Annotated in this window: 18 protein-coding genes, 1 tRNA gene and 1 pseudogene; 7 read left to right on the top strand and 13 right to left on the bottom strand. The window is 58.2% G+C overall.

What is annotated here, in order from left to right:
- Positions 1-35 precede the first annotated feature (35 nt).
- On the bottom strand, positions 36-224 hold the full coding sequence (locus tag V6F91_RS01210; protein WP_332761737.1) for a hypothetical protein: 189 nt from the start codon (positions 222-224) through the stop codon (positions 36-38).
- Between the two features lie 224 nt (positions 225-448).
- Here V6F91_RS01210 and V6F91_RS01215 point away from each other — a divergent pair, with 224 nt between their 5' ends.
- Positions 449-727 (top strand): hypothetical protein, encoded by a 279-nt coding sequence (locus V6F91_RS01215; RefSeq protein WP_332761739.1) that lies wholly within the window; start codon positions 449-451, stop codon positions 725-727.
- A 54-nt stretch (positions 728-781) separates the two neighbouring features.
- Here the strand turns inward: V6F91_RS01215 and V6F91_RS01220 are convergent, their stop codons facing one another.
- The 4 genes and pseudogenes from V6F91_RS01220 to V6F91_RS01235 form a co-directional block, all read right to left on the bottom strand.
- The gene (locus tag V6F91_RS01220; protein WP_332761740.1) at positions 782-1,102 is read right to left on the bottom strand and encodes a YbjQ family protein; all 321 of its coding nucleotides are present in this window, start codon (positions 1,100-1,102) and stop codon (positions 782-784) included.
- A 95-nt stretch (positions 1,103-1,197) separates the two neighbouring features.
- The gene (locus V6F91_RS01225) at positions 1,198-2,478 is read right to left on the bottom strand and encodes a Y-family DNA polymerase (protein ID WP_332761742.1); all 1,281 of its coding nucleotides are present in this window, start codon (positions 2,476-2,478) and stop codon (positions 1,198-1,200) included.
- Positions 2,465-2,896 carry a translesion error-prone DNA polymerase V autoproteolytic subunit gene (locus V6F91_RS01230; RefSeq protein WP_332761744.1) on the bottom strand — a complete coding sequence of 144 codons (432 nt, stop codon included), beginning with the start codon at positions 2,894-2,896 and terminating at the stop codon, positions 2,465-2,467. Before V6F91_RS01230 ends, V6F91_RS01225 begins: the two co-directional genes overlap by 14 nt.
- A 137-nt stretch (positions 2,897-3,033) precedes the next feature.
- Positions 3,034-3,264 (bottom strand): annotated as a pseudogene (locus tag V6F91_RS01235) (type II toxin-antitoxin system HicB family antitoxin); the annotation flags it as partial.
- A 543-nt stretch (positions 3,265-3,807) separates the two neighbouring features.
- On the opposite strand from V6F91_RS01235, the gene V6F91_RS01240 reads away from it, so the two are divergent.
- Together V6F91_RS01240 and V6F91_RS01245 are read left to right on the top strand one after the other, a co-directional pair.
- Positions 3,808-4,119, top strand: coding sequence for a DUF1778 domain-containing protein (locus V6F91_RS01240; RefSeq protein WP_332761746.1), 312 nt, complete (start codon positions 3,808-3,810; stop codon positions 4,117-4,119).
- Positions 4,091-4,636: a GNAT family N-acetyltransferase gene (locus tag V6F91_RS01245; protein ID WP_332761748.1), complete on the top strand. Its 546-nt coding sequence runs from the start codon at positions 4,091-4,093 to the stop codon at positions 4,634-4,636. The genes V6F91_RS01240 and V6F91_RS01245 overlap by 29 nt, the downstream gene beginning before the upstream one ends.
- A 495-nt stretch (positions 4,637-5,131) precedes the next feature.
- Here V6F91_RS01245 and V6F91_RS01250 read toward each other — a convergent pair.
- Positions 5,132-5,221: transfer RNA gene (locus V6F91_RS01250), tRNA-Ser, on the bottom strand.
- 293 nt (positions 5,222-5,514) lie between these two features.
- Between V6F91_RS01250 and V6F91_RS01255 the strand changes: the two genes are divergently transcribed.
- The 3 genes from V6F91_RS01255 (at position 5,515) to V6F91_RS01265 (ending at position 8,247) form a co-directional block, all read left to right on the top strand.
- Positions 5,515-6,204, top strand: a complete 690-nt coding sequence (locus tag V6F91_RS01255; protein ID WP_332761749.1) for a crotonase/enoyl-CoA hydratase family protein — start codon at positions 5,515-5,517, stop codon at positions 6,202-6,204.
- A gap of 216 nt (positions 6,205-6,420) precedes the next feature.
- Positions 6,421-7,143 carry a 1-acylglycerol-3-phosphate O-acyltransferase gene (locus tag V6F91_RS01260; protein WP_332761751.1) on the top strand — a complete coding sequence of 241 codons (723 nt, stop codon included), beginning with the start codon at positions 6,421-6,423 and terminating at the stop codon, positions 7,141-7,143.
- Between the two features lie 132 nt (positions 7,144-7,275).
- Entirely contained in the window at positions 7,276-8,247 is a 972-nt protein-coding gene (locus V6F91_RS01265) for a magnesium and cobalt transport protein CorA (RefSeq protein ID WP_332761752.1), read from the top strand.
- Positions 8,248-8,355: 108 nt separating this feature from the next.
- Here V6F91_RS01265 and V6F91_RS01270 read toward each other — a convergent pair whose 3' ends face one another.
- From V6F91_RS01270 to V6F91_RS01285, 4 genes are all read right to left on the bottom strand, one after another.
- Entirely contained in the window at positions 8,356-9,078 is a 723-nt protein-coding gene (locus V6F91_RS01270; protein WP_332761754.1) for an amidotransferase, read from the bottom strand.
- A 91-nt stretch (positions 9,079-9,169) separates the two neighbouring features.
- Positions 9,170-11,314 carry a 3-hydroxyacyl-CoA dehydrogenase NAD-binding domain-containing protein gene (locus tag V6F91_RS01275; RefSeq protein WP_332761755.1) on the bottom strand — a complete coding sequence of 715 codons (2,145 nt, stop codon included), beginning with the start codon at positions 11,312-11,314 and terminating at the stop codon, positions 9,170-9,172.
- A gap of 24 nt (positions 11,315-11,338) precedes the next feature.
- Positions 11,339-12,544: an acetyl-CoA C-acetyltransferase gene (locus tag V6F91_RS01280; RefSeq protein WP_332761756.1), complete on the bottom strand. Its 1,206-nt coding sequence runs from the start codon at positions 12,542-12,544 to the stop codon at positions 11,339-11,341.
- A gap of 417 nt (positions 12,545-12,961) precedes the next feature.
- Positions 12,962-13,144, bottom strand: a complete 183-nt coding sequence (locus V6F91_RS01285) for a hypothetical protein (protein ID WP_332762879.1) — start codon at positions 13,142-13,144, stop codon at positions 12,962-12,964.
- Between the two features lie 39 nt (positions 13,145-13,183).
- On the opposite strand from V6F91_RS01285, the gene V6F91_RS01290 reads away from it, so the two are divergent.
- Complete coding sequence (locus V6F91_RS01290) at positions 13,184-13,951, top strand: cytochrome c (protein WP_332762842.1); 768 nt, start codon at positions 13,184-13,186, stop codon at positions 13,949-13,951.
- Positions 13,952-14,084: 133 nt separating this feature from the next.
- Here the strand turns inward: V6F91_RS01290 and V6F91_RS01295 are convergent, their stop codons facing one another.
- From V6F91_RS01295 to V6F91_RS01305, 3 genes are read right to left on the bottom strand one after another with little or no spacing between them, the layout of a single operon-like run.
- Positions 14,085-14,888 carry a transglutaminase family protein gene (locus V6F91_RS01295; protein ID WP_332761757.1) on the bottom strand — a complete coding sequence of 268 codons (804 nt, stop codon included), beginning with the start codon at positions 14,886-14,888 and terminating at the stop codon, positions 14,085-14,087.
- A complete protein-coding gene (locus V6F91_RS01300; RefSeq protein ID WP_007914063.1) occupies positions 14,885-15,835 on the bottom strand; it encodes an alpha-E domain-containing protein in 951 nt (316 codons plus the stop codon). Before V6F91_RS01300 ends, V6F91_RS01295 begins: the two co-directional genes overlap by 4 nt.
- 12 nt (positions 15,836-15,847) lie before the next feature.
- On the bottom strand, positions 15,848-17,257 hold the full coding sequence (locus V6F91_RS01305) for a circularly permuted type 2 ATP-grasp protein (RefSeq protein WP_103303811.1): 1,410 nt from the start codon (positions 17,255-17,257) through the stop codon (positions 15,848-15,850).
- Positions 17,258-17,536: the final 279 nt, after the last annotated feature.

Raw genomic sequence — 17,536 nt, forward strand, 5'->3', positions numbered from 1 at the left:
AAAACCCCGTTCGATGACGGGGTTACGTGATGAAATCACTTTCTGGTCCTTGCCGTGACCTTGGGCAGGAACTTCGCCTTGGGCCCTTTGGGGACCACAGATTTGATTTTGCCGATGCTCACCGGATCTTCGCCAAAACCCGGTTGATACTCCGACTGACCGCAGCGCACGCAGTTGTTGAAGGAAAACTCAGCGCCATCATCTTCGATATACGGATCTGTCATCGCCTCTCCCCTGCATAACCGGGTCGACATCGGCAAAACAGTTTTGCCTGAAAAAATGTCGCCCCTCAGCGCTTTTGAGACTAGCTGGTCACTACTGGACTTGCCGTTCAACAATGCTGATCACCGACGAATGGATCAAGCGTCGTAACACAGTGATCACCCCTAAAGGTTTTCGTTGAACAGCCGTTGCCCTTGTTCCGACCAATGAATCTCAAGGAGAGATCATGCAGATCAACGGATTTCCCAATATGCCAGTCGTAAAACTCACGGACGAGCAGATCGCAGCCGGCAAAGCCGCTGCGGAAAAACTCAAGGAAAAGATCGCCTCGGGTGAAATCACCATCAAATACCCGGACAAACCGCTTCTGCAGCCTGGAATCGTCTATCACCCCAGCGAGCCAGCCCCATCGCCTCAACCTGACGGGACACCGCCTCTTGTCGCTATCGATACACCGCTGACCTATGACTCAAAAGGTACGGTGATTATCAAGCCTCAAGGCTGATCGACGCGGCCAAGCCCATTCCTTTTGCGAAGGGGCTTGCCCTGACGGCGATAATCAGCGCAGCTTCACCGCCGTTCCAGTCACAAAAACCACTACCATGCCACCCTTGCCGGCCGGCATGCTGATCTCGAAATCCACACCGACCACGGCGTCAGCCTGCAATGCCCGCGCTCGATCCTTGAGTTCGTCGGTTGCCTGAACGCGAGCTTCCTTTAACGCTCGCTCCAAGGTCTGCGACCGCCCGCCAAAAAAGTCGCGCATGCCCGCGAACATATCGCGGATGACGTTGACGCCTTGCACAGACTCGGCGCTGACGATGTCCAGATAGGCCGTTATCTGGCGCCCCTCAACGGAATGAGTGGTGGAAATGATCATGAGAACGTCCTTTTACTGCGAAAGTGAAGGCCGCGATTGTAAGGCCGATCCATGCGATTGAAGCAACGCGACGCCAAACCGGAACCCCTGTGGCTTCAATTGCATTTAACCACCCACAACTGATCGATCCTCGTGGTAAAACTCGCACTCATCATCTCCCGCCGCATCCCCCAGGCCGGATCCGCCGGCACGCTTGCCGCGCGCAGCGTCCCGCTGCCCCAGCGCTGATTGATCCGATCCAGAACGCCCATTACTTTCTCCGCCGCCTGCGGTTGGGACTCAGCAAACAGGTCCTGGGTAAATTCTCCGGGCTGGCGCAGATCCATCAACAACACCTCAGCCTTGCTGTACTTGAAGCCCGGCCTGAACAACCGGTCAATCGCTTCGCTCGCCGCCCTGCACAGCAAGCGCACGTCGTTCGTCGGGTAAGGCAGCTCGATCAGCGCGCCATTGGCGTACTTGGCCTCCTCCGGATTGAACATGCCGGTGCGGATGCTCACGCGGATCTTCTTGCATAAGGAATTCTGCGCACGCAGCTTTTCTGCCGCGCGATGCACATAGGTCGCCACCGCTTCCTTGATTGGTTCGATTGTGGTCAGACGTTTACCAAATATGCGGCTGCTGCAGATTTCCTGCTTCGGCGGCTCTGTTTCGGACAGCTCCAGACAGGATGTTCCGCCCAGTTCGCGCGCAGTCTTCTCGATCACCACGTTGAACTTGCGCCGCAATGTCCACGGATCAGCCTTCGCCAGGTCCATCGCGCTTCTGATCTGCATGCTTTCGAGATGAGCCTTCATCCGCCGGCCGACGCCCCACACGTCACCCACGTCGGTGTTGCGCAGCACCCAGTCACGTTTAACGGGATCGCCAATATCGACAACGCCGCCGGTGTGCGCCTGTAAGCGTTTTGCCGTGTGGTTGGCGAGCTTGGCCAGGGTCTTCGTCGGGGCGATGCCGACGCCGACCGGGATACCGGTGCGTTTGTAAACGGCAGAACGAATGGTCCTGCCAAATACCGTCAGATCACCTGGAATGCCACTGAGATCGGCGAACGCTTCATCGATGCTGTACACCTCGACGGCGGGCACCATGGACTCGATGATCGTCATCACCCGTTCGCTCATGTCGCCATACAGCGCGTAGTTACTGCTGAATACCTGGATGCCGTGGCGGCGCAAATCATCGCGAATCTGAAAGTACGGCGCGCCCATTTTCACAAAAGGTTTGGCGTCATAACTGCGCGCAATAACGCAACCGTCGTTATTGCTCAGCACCACGATCGGCGTCTTCGCCAGATCAGGTCGGAAGACCCGCTCGCAGCTTGCATAGAAGCTGTTGCAATCGATCAGCGCAAAGACCTGGTCACGATTTGCCATGGTCGCGCACGCTGTAAGTCACCACGCCCCAGATAACCAGCTCGTCGCCCTCCATCACATAGCGCGGCGGGTATTTGCTGTTGGCGGACAAGAGAATGATGGTGTTATCGCGCATGTGCAGGCGTTTGCAAATCGGCTCGGAGTTGAGCCCGGCGATAACGATATCGCCATGCTCGGCGGTGCGGCTGCGATCGACAATCACCAGATCGCCGCAAAATATCCCGGCATCGCGCATGCTCTCCCCTTCAATCTTCGCCAGATAAACATGCGGCGCACGAATGTCGAAAACCTCATCGAGGGAAATGTGCTTTTCGATGTGATCGGCCGCGGGCGAAGGAAAACCCGCAGGAATCTGAAACGAATACAGCGGAAGCTTTTCGCCAGCGTTGGCAAGGGAACCAAGGAGGGTGACGCTCATGTGACGAACCTGATAGTGAGTTTACTGTATGCGCATACAGTAAACGCGCGAGACTTCAGTCGGTCAATGAGGTGTGTAGGAGATTTCGACGGGTGACAGGGTTTTGTACAACTTTTGGAGAGAAACGGATTTCGCCATCAGGCGTGCGCTTCACGATCAAGAACGTCTGCCACCCATTGATTGATGCTCTTGTGCGCCAGCTGTGCTTTTAAGGCAACTGACGCGTGCAGGGCTGGAGCCAGACGCAGGCTTGGATTTCCCGAATACGGCTTTTGCGGCGCACGACCGAGCTTGGCGCAGGTTTCGAGATAATCGGTGACCGCCTCCTGAAACGCATTTCGCAGTTCTGCGACCGACTCACCATGGAATCGAGTTCTTCGCTAAGTCCACGCCAGTGAACGCCATACCTCCAGCGTACCAACCGCAGCACTGGCCACGCCCAGCGGATGCCTTGGCTGCCAATACTCTACTCGCGGGCAGAGCCGCCCCGCAGATCGCTACGGGTTGTATCACGCTCGTCGCTCACGCGAACGGATGGGATCAGATGGCTGCGCGGCAGCGAGCGGCTGACAATGATGGGTTTTGCCTCAGACTGGATGCGGCCATTCTCGCGGAGGCATTTGGTGGCGGACATGCCGTTGTTACGCAGGTGGCGTAGTGGTTGGAAGGTGCTGATATGCCCACGATACGGACACCATCCGTACCATGGTTGACATGCTCAACGCCGTACGGGTACTATCCGTACCGCTAGCAAGAAAGTATCACGAAAAATTAGAATGCAAGAATTAGAGCGCACACCAACTGAGAGGACCACCATGGCGACCAAAAGGGCCCGAAAAGCCCGAAAACGAAAATGAAACCAACCAACTTGGAAGGAAAAACACCCTGTACTAAACACAGTAGGTATGAAGATGACAACTTTAGATGAAACACTTAAATCAGCTAAAAGCGCACGACTTGAAATAAAAACAACTGACTTTGTAAAAGAATTTATAAAGAAAGCAGCATCGATTCAAGGACTAGACATGACGTCTTTCATAATGGCATCCGCATTTGAAAAAGCCGAGGCCGTTATAGAAAGCCACAGAAGGATAGAAGTTTCGGAAGAGACTTTTAGTAGAGTTCAACAAATCCTCCTAGAGGATGAAACCGCGGCGCCATCAGAGGCGCTACTTAGACTAATGAGAGGAAATCATGAGAACAGAAGAGACGCCGGCATGTGAAATTGACAGCAATCTGCTTGCCAATTTCGAAAAGTACAAATACACCAAGACGTTTAGTTGTGGAGTAGATGTCATCGACTCGTATTACAAGGGCAGCCTTAAGCGTGCTCTTAAAAGCGAGAACATTAATGCCATTGGTGCGATTGCATCCACGGGGGAAGTGGTTGGCTTCCTTACCATCACCATGTCTGATATTGACAAGGGAATGGCTCAGAATGGCATCGACGATACGAATTTGCCCTCACGCGTACCCGTGATACGGGTGGTGATGTTTGGTGTCGATGGGAAATATCAAGGTTTTGGCATAGGCCAGAAAATCTTGTTTGAAGCATTCAAGCAAGCGGCACGGGTTCATAAAGAAATTCCAATCAAAGGAATTTATTTGGATGCTGCACCCAACGCCGTCTCATTTTATGAGGAGCTTGGATTCAAAATTATTGGTGAGCCTGATATCAATCAAAGCACGCCAATGCTGATCGGGATCAACGTGGTGCTGCGGGCTATTGAAGCTTCGTAACATCAACATTCGATTGCGGCTTGCCTATGTCATTATCAATGTAACTCTGTTGGCCAGAATTCCATTGATAGTGAAGCCAAGCAATACATCCTGTGTGACCTTTCATGACGAAAGGTCGCATATCCTTATAAGCTATACTCGCACCAAGCTATCCCTGTGAGCATGCAAGCCCGGTTCGCAACCGGTTTCGCGAACTCCGGCAGCATTATGGGACTTGGATTAATGAGGATGGGCCGGACGTCGTTGGAATGCGGCAACATGCCCTGAATCTGTAGCTGCTCGCCCCCTTTGAAACCGGGTATTCGAATTTTCGTATGCGATCGGGCCCCTGATCAACCTAACAGCAGGCCCGATTCGGTTCTCACACCGGGTCTGCGTTCTGAGCTTCGGCGTCAGCAGCTCGCTGGTTACTCCCATACCGCCCTTTTTCAGATACCAAAAACCACAAACCCCCGACTTCCTCCAGGAAAATCAGGGGTTTGTGTTTACTGAATATGGCGGTGAAGGAGAGATTCGAACTCTCGATACAGTTTCCTGTATACACACTTTCCAGGCGTGCTCCTTAAGCCACTCGGACACTTCACCGTATCTCTTCAAACATGTTCTGTCTGTCGAGGCGCGCTAATGTAGTCGAAAGCTTTGGCGATGGCAAATTTTTTTTCAGAATTTTCATGCGGTTAAGCGAGAAACGATTTCCTGCATCGGCCGGCCATGCCAAACCTGCCAATCTCCGGTGGGCGCGGTGCTTCCTTATAGTAGCAAACGCCTCGCTGCGCCGGACGGGCCGGGAAATGGTGACTGGCGGGTCAGTCACGGCGCTTTACCTGGCCTGCGCCGGTGGGTAACGTCTGCCCATCTTTCTAATAAGGAATAGCGTCATGAGTGAGCTGATTGCCTACCACCTCGAAGACGGTATCGCGACCCTGACCCTGAACAATGGCAAGGTCAACGCCATTTCGCCGGATGTGATTGCGGCATTCAACGCGGCGCTGGATCAGGCGGTGACTGATCGTGCCGTGGTGATCATCACCGGGCAGCCGGGAATTCTGTCGGGTGGTTATGATTTGAAGGTCATGACGGCCGGGCCGAAGGAAGCGGTTTCGCTGGTGACGGCCGGTTCGACATTGGCGCGTCGCCTGCTCGCTCACCCGTTCCCGGTCATCGTTGCTTGCCCTGGGCATGCGGTGGCGAAAGGCGCGTTCATTCTATTGTCGGCCGATTACCGTATTGGCGTCGACGGCCCGTTCAGCATCGGTCTGAACGAAGTGCAGATCGGCATGACCATGCACCACGCGGGTATCGAGCTGGCGCGTGATCGTCTGCGCCGTTCGGCATTTCACCGTTCAGTGATCAACGGCGAGATGTTCGATCCGCAAAGCGCGGTCGACGCCGGTTTCCTCGACAAGGTGGTCTCGGCCGAGGAGTTGCAAGGGGCCGCCCTCGCCGCTGCGCGTCAGCTAAAGAAGATCAACATGACGGCGCACAAGAACACCAAGCTGAAGGTACGCAAGGCGCTGCTGGAAACCCTCGATAACGCGATCGCGATGGATCAGCAGCATCTGGGCTGATCCCTGGCCAATGCAGCACACGAAAAGCCCGACCGTCGTGTCGGGCTTTTTCATACGCCCGTTGTTGAACATTCCTGAGTGGCTCTAGGACGCGCCTGACAGCCACCACTGAAACATGCGCTTAAACATCGCCTATCTCCGCACTCTATAGTGGCAATTGCCGAAAACAGTGCACATCCGTACACTGCGCCACCTTTTGTCCCGATGGGCCTGAAAATGCTGTTCGTGTTTCGTATGTTGTTGATGGGCCTGCACTTTATTCTGGCCGGTGTGCTTGGCGTGATTCTCGGGCTCTGCCGTCCGTTCAATCCCGACAACAGTCGCCTCTGTGCCCGCCTCTACGCGCTGCCGGCAATGTGCATTTTGCGCCTGCGAGTGAAATCAGAGGTCAGCGGCCTGATGAACAAGCCCGACAGCTGCGTGATCATCGCCAACCACCAGTCCAACTATGATCTGTTCGTGTTCGGTAACGTCGTGCCGCGGCGTACAGTGTGCATCGGCAAGAAGAGCCTGAAGTGGGTGCCGCTGTTCGGGCAGTTGTTCTGGCTGGCCGGTAATGTGTTGATCGACCGTGGCAACGCGCACAAGGCGCGCCAGTCGATGCTCACCACCACCCACACCTTGCAGAACGAAGACACCTCGATCTGGGTATTCCCGGAAGGCACGCGCAATCTGGGTGAGGAACTGCTGCCGTTCAAAAAAGGCGCGTTCCAGATGGCCATCGCCGCCGGCGTGCCGATCGTCCCGGTATGCGTCAGCAGTTACGTTAAACAGATGCGCCTCGATCGCTGGCGCAGCGGGGACATTCTCATACGCTCGTTGCCGGCTATTCCTACCGCCGGCCTGACCATGGACGACATGCCAAGGCTGATCGATCAGTGCCGCGAACAGATGCGCGAGTGCATCGCATCGATGGACCGGCAACTGCAAGCCGCGTGAAATGAAACCCGCCCTGCGCGGGTTTTCTTTTGCCGGCTGAACTGTGCAGATTTCACTGACTCTCAAGCAGCGACACGGCTAAGCTGATGCCGTGAACCCCTACCACCTGCCAAGAAGAAGTGAATCACCACCATGGGTCGAGTTGTAGCTGCTGCGGTGTACAGCGAAGGCAAGAAAGTGAGCGATATTTCCATCGACGAAGGTGCGGTTTGGGCAGCCAAGCCCGGCCATTTTGTCTGGATCGGCCTCGAAGAACCGGACGCTCAGGAACTGTTCAATCTGCAACGCCAGTTCAACCTGCACGAACTGGCCATCGAAGACGCCCTGGAAAAACACAGCCGGCCGAAACTGGAAACCTTTGGCGACGCTTTGTTTATCGTCACCTACTCGCCGGTCCGTGAAAACGGCGTTCTGCAATTCATCGAAACGCATATTTTTGCCGGCAAGGGCTACATCATCACCGCCCGCAACGGCCACTCGGCCTCCTATGCGCATGTTCGTCAGCGCTGTGAGGCACGGCCGCTGCTGCTGGAGCACGGCGAAGATTTCGTACTGTATGCCTTGCTCGATTTTGTCATCGAGAATTACCAGCCCGTGGGCGAAGCGATTCACGCCGAAATCGATGAACTGGAGCGCAACGTCTTGTGTAGCGCGTTGAACGAGCGTGACATTCAAAAGCTGCATGGTTTGCGCCGTGATGTCGTGCGCCTGCGCCGATATGCAGCGCCGATGGTGGAAATTGGCGAGGAGCTGCAAAAGCTCAGCTTCCCGTTTATCGACAAGAACATGCGCCCGTACTTTCGTGACGTGCAGATTCATGTCACGCGGCAGATGGAGGATCTCAGCACGCTGGCCGACATCGCCAGCCAGACCATCGAGATTGGCGTGTTGCTCGAGGCGTCACGGCAGAGTGTGGTGCAGCGCAAATTTGCCGCGTGGGCAGCGATTCTCGCGTTCCCGACCGCGGTCGCGGGGATTTACGGGATGAACTTCGAGAACATGCCGGAGTTGACCTGGCACTACGGCTATTTTGCGGTGCTGGGGTTTATTACGGTGGGGTGTGTGGGGTTGTGGACGAGTTTCAAGCGGTCTGGGTGGTTGTAAAGGGGACCGAGTTGTCTGGGCGATTCGCGAGCAGGCTCGCTCCCACATTGATCAGTGTCGCACAGTAGATCAAAGGTGGGAGCAGCCTGCTGGCGATGCTGTTTGATGTCAGACAGTTTCCGGCTTGTGCGCGACGAAACGCATCATCCACTCGGCGACTGTCGCACCGTGGTGCTCTTGCTCAAGGCTCGCCACGCCTTTGCTGTAGATCTGCGAACCCAGCGCTTCCTGACGCAAATCAAGCAACGCTCGCGAATAATCGTGGATGAATTCCGGGTGCCCCTGGAAGCACAGCACTTGATCGTTGATGTGATACGCGGCGAACGGGCAGAAATCGCTGGAGGCGATCACCGTGGCGTTTTCCGGTAGCGCAGTGACCTGATCCTGGTGGCTGATCAGCAGCGTCAGTTCTTCGCGCACCGGGCTCATCCACGGTGCCTTGGCCGCCAGCTTGTATTGGTGCGTGCCAACGCCCCAGCCCTGGATGGAGCGCTCGCTTTTGCCGCCCAGCAGCAGCGCCAGCAGTTGATGGCCGAAGCACACGCCCAGCAGCTTGTCGCCACGCTCATAGCGGTTGAGCAGGTATTGCTTGAGGGTCTGGATCCACGGGTCAGTACCGAACGAATCGGCCTTGCTGCCCGTGATCAGATACGCATCGAAACTCAGCTCATCGCTTGGGTATTCGCCCTGCATCACGTTGTAGACGGTGAACTCGGCGGCGATCGGTTGCTGCGAGAACAGGCGCTGAAACATCTGCCCGTAACCCTGATATTGGTCGACCAGTTCCGGACGCAGGATGTCGGTTTCCAGAATGCAGATGCGTAGCGACATAAAAAATACCTGACACGTGATGGGAATATTGCACACTCAAAGCCTGCCCTGAAACACCCGGCCAAGGCAAGCCCCGAAGTGCTCCCGTGCCTTAGAACAGTTCACCTTTCGCGGCTTTGTCGAGCAACAGCGCCGGCGGCGCAAACCGCTGGCCGTACTGCTCGGCCAGGTACTGCGCGCGAGCGACGAAATCCTTCACGCCATATTGGTTGATGAACTGCAGCGCGCCGCCGGTCCACGCGGCGAAACCGATGCCGAAAATCGAGCCGACGTTGGCGTCAGCCGTCGAGGTCAACACCCCTTCCTCCACACAGCGCACGGTTTCGAGGGCCTGCACGAAGAGCAGCCGATCACGCACATCCTTGGCTGGAATCTGCCCGTCGACCTTCTCGAATCGCGTCTTAAGTTCCGGCCACAGGTGCTTCTGCGCACCGGTCGGGTAGTCGTAGAAGCCGCCGCCGGCTGCTTTGCCCGCTCGCTTGTATTCGTTGAGCAGCAAGTCAATCACGGCGAAGGCCGGATGCTCGGTCAGCGGTTTCCCTTCGGCCTGTAGGTCCTTGGCGGTTTGCTGGCGGATATGGCTCATCAGGCTGAGGGAAACTTCGTCAGAAATCGCCAGAGGGCCGACCGGCATGCCGGCCTTGCGCGCTTCGGTCTCGATCATCGGCGCGCTCACGCCCTCGCCGAGCATGGCGATGCCTTCGTTGGTAAAGGTGCCGAATACCCGTGAGGTGAAGAAGCCGCGGCTGTCGTTGACCACGATCGGGGTTTTCTTGATCTGCAGGACGAAATCGAAACCACGGGCCAGGGTTTCATCACTGGTGTGTGCGCCTTTGATGATTTCCACCAGCGGCATTTTTTCCACCGGGCTGAAGAAATGCAGACCGATGAATTTTCCCGGATCAGGCACAGCAGCGGCCAGCCCGGTAATGGGCAAGGTTGAGGTATTGGAAGCGATCACCGCATCTTGCCCCACGACCCGCTGCGCCGCTGAAGAAACTCGCGCCTTGAGTTCGCGATCTTCAAACACCGCTTCGATGATCAGGTCGCAACCGGCCAGATCGGCATCATTGTCCGTGGTCCGTATCCGCGCCAGTACCGCTTCGCGCTTTGCCGCATCCATTTGGCCGCGGGCGACTTTCTTGTCGAGCAATGCCGCCGAATGCGCCTTGCCCTTCTCGGCGGCGGCGAGATTGATGTCCTTGAGGACCACGTCGATGCCCGCCGACGCACTGACGAAAGCGATGCCGGCGCCCATCATCCCCGCGCCCAGCACGCCGACTTTTTGCGTCTTGTAAGGGGCGAAACCCTGCGGCCGCGAACCGCCGGCATTGATCTCGTTGAGCTGAAACCAGAACGTGCCGATCAGGTTTTTCGAGATTTGTCCGGTGGTCAGTTCGGTGAAATAGCGGGTTTCGATCAAATGCGCGGTATCGAAATCGACCTGCGCGCCCTCCACCGCCGCGCAGAGAATCTTCTCCGGCGCAGGCAACGTGCCCTGGGTTTTCGCGCGCAGGATTGACGGCGCAATCGCCAGCATCTGTGCCACTTTCGGGTTCGACGGCGTACCGCCGGGAATTTGGTAACCCTTCACATCCCAGCGCTGCACCGCCGTGGGATTGGCGACGATCCAGGCGCGAGCCTTGGCCAGCAACTCATCTCGATCCGCCGCCAGCTCGTCGATCAACCCGGCCTGCAAGGCTTGTTGTGGACGGACTTTCTTGCCCTCGAGCAGATACGGCAGGGCTTTTTCGATGCCGAGCATGCGCACCATGCGCACCACTCCGCCGCCACCTGGCAGCAGGCCGAGGGTCACTTCCGGCAGACCAAGCTGCACCGAAGCATCGTCGAGCGCCACCCGGTGGTGGCAGGCCAGACAGATTTCCCAACCGCCACCCAGCGCTGCACCGTTGATCGCCGCGACCACCGGTTTGCCGAGGGTTTCCAGGCTGCGCAACTGCCCTTTCAGGGTCAACACCATGTCGTAAAAAGCTTTGGCTTCGGGCTTGCCGACCTTGATCAGCTCGTTGAGGTCGCCGCCGGCGAAGAAGGTTTTCTTCGCCGAGGTAATGATCACCCCGGCAATCTGATCCTTTTCCGCGACCAGCCGGGCGACGCAGGCGGCCATGGCCTGGCGGTACACGGCGTTCATGGTGTTGGCGCTCTGACCCGGCAGGTCGATGGTCAGCACGACGATGCGGTCTGGACCCGCTTCGTAATGAATGGCTTGGTTCATAAGTAAATTCCTTGAAGGCGCGGCTCAGAGACGTTCGATGAGGGTGGCAATGCCCATGCCGCCGCCGACACACAGCGTTGCCAGGCCGTAGCGCAAGCGCCGCGCCTCCAGCTCATCGAGCAACGTGCCGAGAATCGCGCAGCCCGTTGCGCCGAGCGGATGGCCCATGGCGATGGAACCGCCGTTGACGTTGACCTTGTCCGGATCGACGGCCATGTCCTTGATGAATTTGAGCACCACCGAGGCAAACGCTTCGTTGACCTCGAACAGGTCAATGTCTTCCACGCGCAGCCCGGCCTTGGCCAATGCCTTGCGAGTGGCCGGTGCCGGGCCGGTGAGCATGATGGTCGGATCGGTACTGGTCACTGCCGTGGCGACGATCCTCGCGCGCGGCTGCAGGCCCAGCGCTTTGCCCTTGGCTTCGCTGCCAATCAGCATCAACGCGGCACCGTCAACGATCCCGGAACTGTTGCCTGGCGTGTGCACATGATTGATCCGTTCGATATGGCTGTAGACTCGCAGCGCGGTGGCGTCGAAACCCATCTGGCCGATCATTTCGAAACTCGGCTTGAGCTTGCCAAGACCTTCCAGCGTCGATTCGGCACGAATGAACTCATCGTGGTCGAGCAGGATGATGCCGTTCTGGTCCTGCACCGGCACCAGGGATTTGCTGAACGAGCCATCGGTCAGTGCCCGTGCGGCTTTCTGTTGAGAGTGCAGCGCATAGGCATCGACGTCGTGACGGCTGAAGCCCTCAATTGTCGCGATCAGATCCGCGCCGACGCCTTGCGGGGTGAAATGGCTGTGCAGGTTGGTTTGCGGGTCCAGCGCCCAGGCGCCGCCGTCGCTGCCCATCGCTACCCGCGACATTGACTCGACGCCGCCAACTACCACTAACTCCTCGAACCCCGAGCGCACTTTCATCGCGCCAAGATTGACCGCCTCCAGGCCCGAAGCGCAGAAACGGTTGATTTGCAGCCCCGCCACGCTGACGTCCCAATCGGCGACCTGCACCGCAGTTTTGCCGATGTCCGCGCCTTGATCGCCAACCGGCGTGACGCAGCCCAGTACCACATCATCGACCTGGCTGGTGTCCAGCGCGGTGCGTTGCTGCATCGCGGTCAACAGGCCGGCGACCAGATTGACCGGTTTGACACTGTGCAAGGCGCCGTCCGCCTTGCCCCTGCCGCGGGGCGTGCGTAAGGCATCGAATATCAAAGCTTCGGTCATGGCGTCCTCGAACCTGGGCGGTCAGTGAAGGGTTGTTGCCCCACTCTCGACCGCAACGGCCGAGGATTCAATGACCACAGCGCTCAAAGCGCTTGACGCACACGCTCAGACGGACGGTCGTCAGCCACCAGGTGAACCGGTTCAGGTCGCCGAGTTGTCTAGCCAGCGGTCAGCAAAGAAGCTGGCAATACGCCTCATAGCGTTTTAATCACAGATCGCAGCAATGACATACGAAATGGATCTAAGGCACGGCCGGCGTGGGCCCTAATGTAGAAGATGAACGTGATGGTCGTCGGGTTTTGCCGAGGCCGGCGTTCTTCAACAGGAAGTGCAGCGCGTGCCGTCATGGATATGCAGGCAGGCATCAGGAAATAACAATAAAGGCGGTCAAGCCATGTTCAAACAACCGAAAGTACGTCAAGCAGGGCTCATTCTTTTTGCCACGACGCTGTTGTTGATTTTGCCGAATCTGACCAAGGTCATTGGCTGAATCAAGCGGCAGGTGCGATCAATCGCCAGCGAATAGATGACTGGCCCGCTATCCGGGCCAGCGTGGCTGTGCCAATCTTTGCGCCTTTCCACGACAGGGATGGCGATCATTTGAAAGCGTTCATTGTGTTCGGGGCGCTGCTGCTCAGCATGCCCTTGTCAGCCGCTCAGCTTGATCTGCAGTTGGGCGCAACCGCGCGCACCTGGCAGACCGAGGAATTGCTCAAGCATCCTCAAGCGCAAACCCTGACGATCAAAGACGATGTGTCCTACAAAAGGGACATGACTTATCGCGTCGTGCCCATGGCCGCGTTGCTGACCGGCATCCAGCCGCAAGATCATCTGCAAGCGGTGGCGCTGGACGGCTTTGCCGCTGAATTGGCCGCAGCACCGCTGCTCAACCGTGACGGCGCACGAGCGTGGCTGGCCATTGAAGACCCGGGACAGCCATGGCCAGCGCTGGCGCAAGACAAACCCAGTGCCGGGCCGTTTTATCTGGTCTGGAGCGATCCGCAGAAAGGTAACATCAGCCCCGAACAATGGCCGTTCCAGGTGGCAAGCATCAAGCGCATGGCGCCCGTCGCCGAGCGCTTCCCGGCCCTGCTGCCTGATTCCGCGTTGAAGGCGGATGATCCGGTGAATCAGGGTTTCGCGCTGTTTCAGAAAAACTGCCTGGCCTGTCACCGCTTGAACGGCGCGGGGGATGCGCAATTCGGTCCGGATCTGAATGTTCCGTACAACCCGACCGAATACTTCGGCGCGGACTTCCTCAAGCGTTACATCCGCGATCCGCAGAGCTTGCGCCAGTGGCCACAGGCGAAGATGCCGGGGTTTTCCGCAGAGGTGTTGCCGGATGGGGATCTGGAGATGCTGGTGGGGTATCTAACGCACATGGCCGGACGCAAGGTTAAGCCCTGATGCCATTCCCCTTGTGGGACACCACCCCTTGTGGGAGCGAGCCTGCTCGCGAAGGCGGTGCGTCAGTCGCTGAATTGCTGGCTGACATCGCTATCGCGAGCAGGCTCGCTCCCACAGGAGTTATAGGTAGGCCTTATTGTTGCTGCACGGAAATGACCGGCGTCGGCGAAACGAATACCTTCGCATGCATCTGCTCACACCCGCCGCCACGGCGCATGCCGCGTACCGGGCAAGCATCAAGATAGTCCAGGCCCACCGCCAGTTTCAGATGCCGCTCCGGCCGCGCCAGTTGATTGGTCACGTCGAAGCTGTACCAGGCGTCGTCCAGCCAGGCTTCCGCCCAGGCGTGACTGGCCAGATGCTCGCAATCCTCACTGTACAGATAGCCCGACACATAACGTGACGGAACCCCCAGGCTGCGGGCGCAGGCCAGAAACGCATGGGTATGGTCCTGGCAAACACCAGCACGCCCGGCAAATGCTTCGGCGGCGCTGGTATCGACTTCGGTAGAGCCCGGCGTGTAGGTCATGTACTGATTCAAGCCGTGCATCAAGTCGATCAACGCCGTGCGATCACGGCGCTGCTTGCAGGATTTTTCCGCGAATGCGCGCAGCGCCTCGTCCGCCTCGGTCAGCCGGGTAAAGCGCAGGAATGGCAGTGCCGACTGGCTCTCGTGTTCGGCCTCACGCAGCTCGTCGATGTCGACCTGCCCGCGCGCACCGATGATGATCGCTTCGTGCGGCTCATCCATGGTCAGCACATGCAGGATGTTGCCGAACGGATCGAGTTGCGCACGCACCGGACGCGGCAGGTCGAGTTGCCAGCTCAGGACATGCTGACGTTCGCTGTCGTGGGGCGTCAGACGCAGGTACTGGATGCTCGCGCGCACCTGATCTTCGTAGTGATAGGTGGTCTCGTGGCTTATGGAAAGTCTCATGCAGCCTCCAGGTAGGAACTGTGAATGGCGTTGCCCAGCTGGCGCACCAGCGGAATGAATTCGGTCAGCCAGGCGTGCAGGCCTTCCTCGAGGATTTCGTTGATGCCGGTGTAGCGCAGGCGCGCGTCCATTTCCGCGGCCAGACGTTGCGCCGGTCGCCCGTTGGCACCGGGCAGCTGCGCGAGGATCTGGTCGATCTCTTCGGTGCAGGCACGCAGCGAACGCGGCACATCAGCGCGCAACAGCAGCAATTCGGCGACATGTCGGGCGCCGGGCGCATCACGATAGATTTCGGTGTAGGCCTCGAACGACGACAGCGCGCGCAGCAAGGCACTCCACTGGTAATACGCGTGCGCAGTGCCATCGCTGACGGCTTCGGCCTGATCACCAGCCATTTCATAACGGGCATCGAGCAAGCGCAGCGTGTTATCTGCGCGCTCGATGAACGTACCCAGACGAATGAAGCGAAACGCATCGTTGCGCATGATCGTGCCGTAGGATGCGCCGCGAAACAGGTGCGAACGCTCCTTGATCCATTCGCAGAAACGGCTCATGCCATAGCGGCTCAAGCCCTGCTCGGCGATCCCGCGAATCTCCAGCCAGGTCGCGTTGATGTTCTCCCACATGTCCGCCGTGATTCGCCCGCGCACCGCATGAGCGCTGGCCCGCGCGGCGCCGAGGCAACTGTAGATGCTGGCCGGGTTGGCCGCGTCGAGGGCGAAAAAGTGCAGCAGGCGTTCGGCATGCAGCGCGCCGTGACGCTCGAGATAATCATCGAGGGTGCCGGTGATCAGCAGCGGCATGGCCAGCTCATGCAAACCGTCGCCGCGACCGTCCTGCGGCATCAGCGACAGTGAATAACTGATGTCGAGCATGCGCGCGAGGTTTTCCGCGCGCTCCAGATAACGCGACATCCAATACAGATCCGAGGCAGTTCTACTTAACATGGCAAGCTTCCTTCAATCCTCGACCACCCAGGTGTCCTTGGTTCCGCCACCCTGAGAGGAATTCACCACCAGGGAGCCCTCGCGCAGGGCCACACGCGTCAAACCGCCAGGCACCACGCGGGTTTCGCGCCCGGACAAGACAAACGGACGCAAATCGATATGGCGCGGCGCAATGCCGTTTTCGACAAAGGTCGGACAGGTCGAGAGCGACAGCGTCGGCTGGGCGATGTACGCATGCGGTTTGGCTTTGATACGCTCGCGAAATGCATCGATTTCCGCCGTCGTCGCGGCCGGCCCCACCAGCATTCCGTAACCGCCGGAGCCCTGGGTTTCCTTGACCACCAGATCTGGAAGATTGGCCAGCACATGGGAAAGTTCAGACGGGTTACGGCATTGCCAGGTCGGCACGTTTTTCAGGATCGGTTCTTCGTCGAGGTAGAAACGGATCATGTCGGTGACAAACGGATACACCGACTTGTCATCCGCGACGCCAGTGCCGATCGCGTTGGCGAGCACGACATTGCCGGAGCGGTAGGACGACAGCAGCCCCGGCACGCCAAGCATCGAATCCGGGTTGAACGCCAGCGGGTCGAGAAAGGCGTCATCGAGGCGACGATAGATCACGTCGACCGCTTTCGGGCCATCGGTGGTGCGCATGAACACCTTGTCATCACGCACGAACAGATCCGCGCCTTCGACCAGTTCCACGCCCATTTCCCGCGCCAGAAACGCGTGTTCGAAAAACGCACTGTTGAAGCGCCCCGGCGTCAGCACCACCACACTCGGGTCATCGATCGGACTTGAGCTTTTCAAGGTGTCGAGCAACAGGTTCGGGTAGTGGTCGATCGGCGCGATGCGCTGGGCGGCGAACAGCTCCGGAAACAGGCGCATCATCATCTTGCGGTCTTCGAGCATGTAGCTCACGCCGCTCGGCGTACGCAGATTGTCTTCGAGCACGTAATACGTGCCGTCGCCGTCGCGCACCAGATCGACCCCGGAAATATGCGAATAGATGTCGCGGTGCAGATCCAGGCCTTGCATCGCCAACTGGTATTGCTCGTTGGCCAGCACCTGTTCGGCGGGAATGATCCCGGCCTTGATGATGCGCTGCTCGTGATACAGGTCGGCAAGAAACATGTTCAGCGCCTTGACCCGCTGGATGCAGCCGCGCTCGACGATCCGCCATTCGCTGGCAGGAATGCTGCGCGGGATGGTGTCGAAAGGAATCAGGCGCTCGGTGCCCTGCTCGTCGCCATAGAGCGTGAAGGTAATCCCGGCGCGGTGGAACAGCAGATCGGCTTCGCGCCGCCGTTGCGCCAGCAGTTCATCCGGCGTATCGGCCAGCCATCGGGCGAACTCGCGATAATGCGGGCGAACCTGGCCGCCGGCATCGTACATCTCATCAAAATAGGTGCGGATCATGCCGTACTCCTTGTCACCCGGACATACAGGCCTTCGCAAGGCCCGTGCCATCGGCATAAACGCTTTTATTTCAATCGGTTGGATATCCACAGCGCAGGCGCCGCACCATTCCTGTGCAGCAAATGCCCCAGCCAGATTGTCCCCGCTTCATTGCGACGCATCACGGCGCCTATCACCAGCATAGTCAGAACTGATTTCACTGCCCGCCGCGGCGCACGGATAATCCGCGCATTCGCTGCAAAACCTCGCCGGCCACCGCCTCGCGAAACTGCCAGCTCA

The sequence above is a fragment of the Pseudomonas koreensis genome (assembly GCF_036668835.1).
Lineage (GTDB): Bacteria > Pseudomonadota > Gammaproteobacteria > Pseudomonadales > Pseudomonadaceae > Aquipseudomonas > Aquipseudomonas koreensis_I.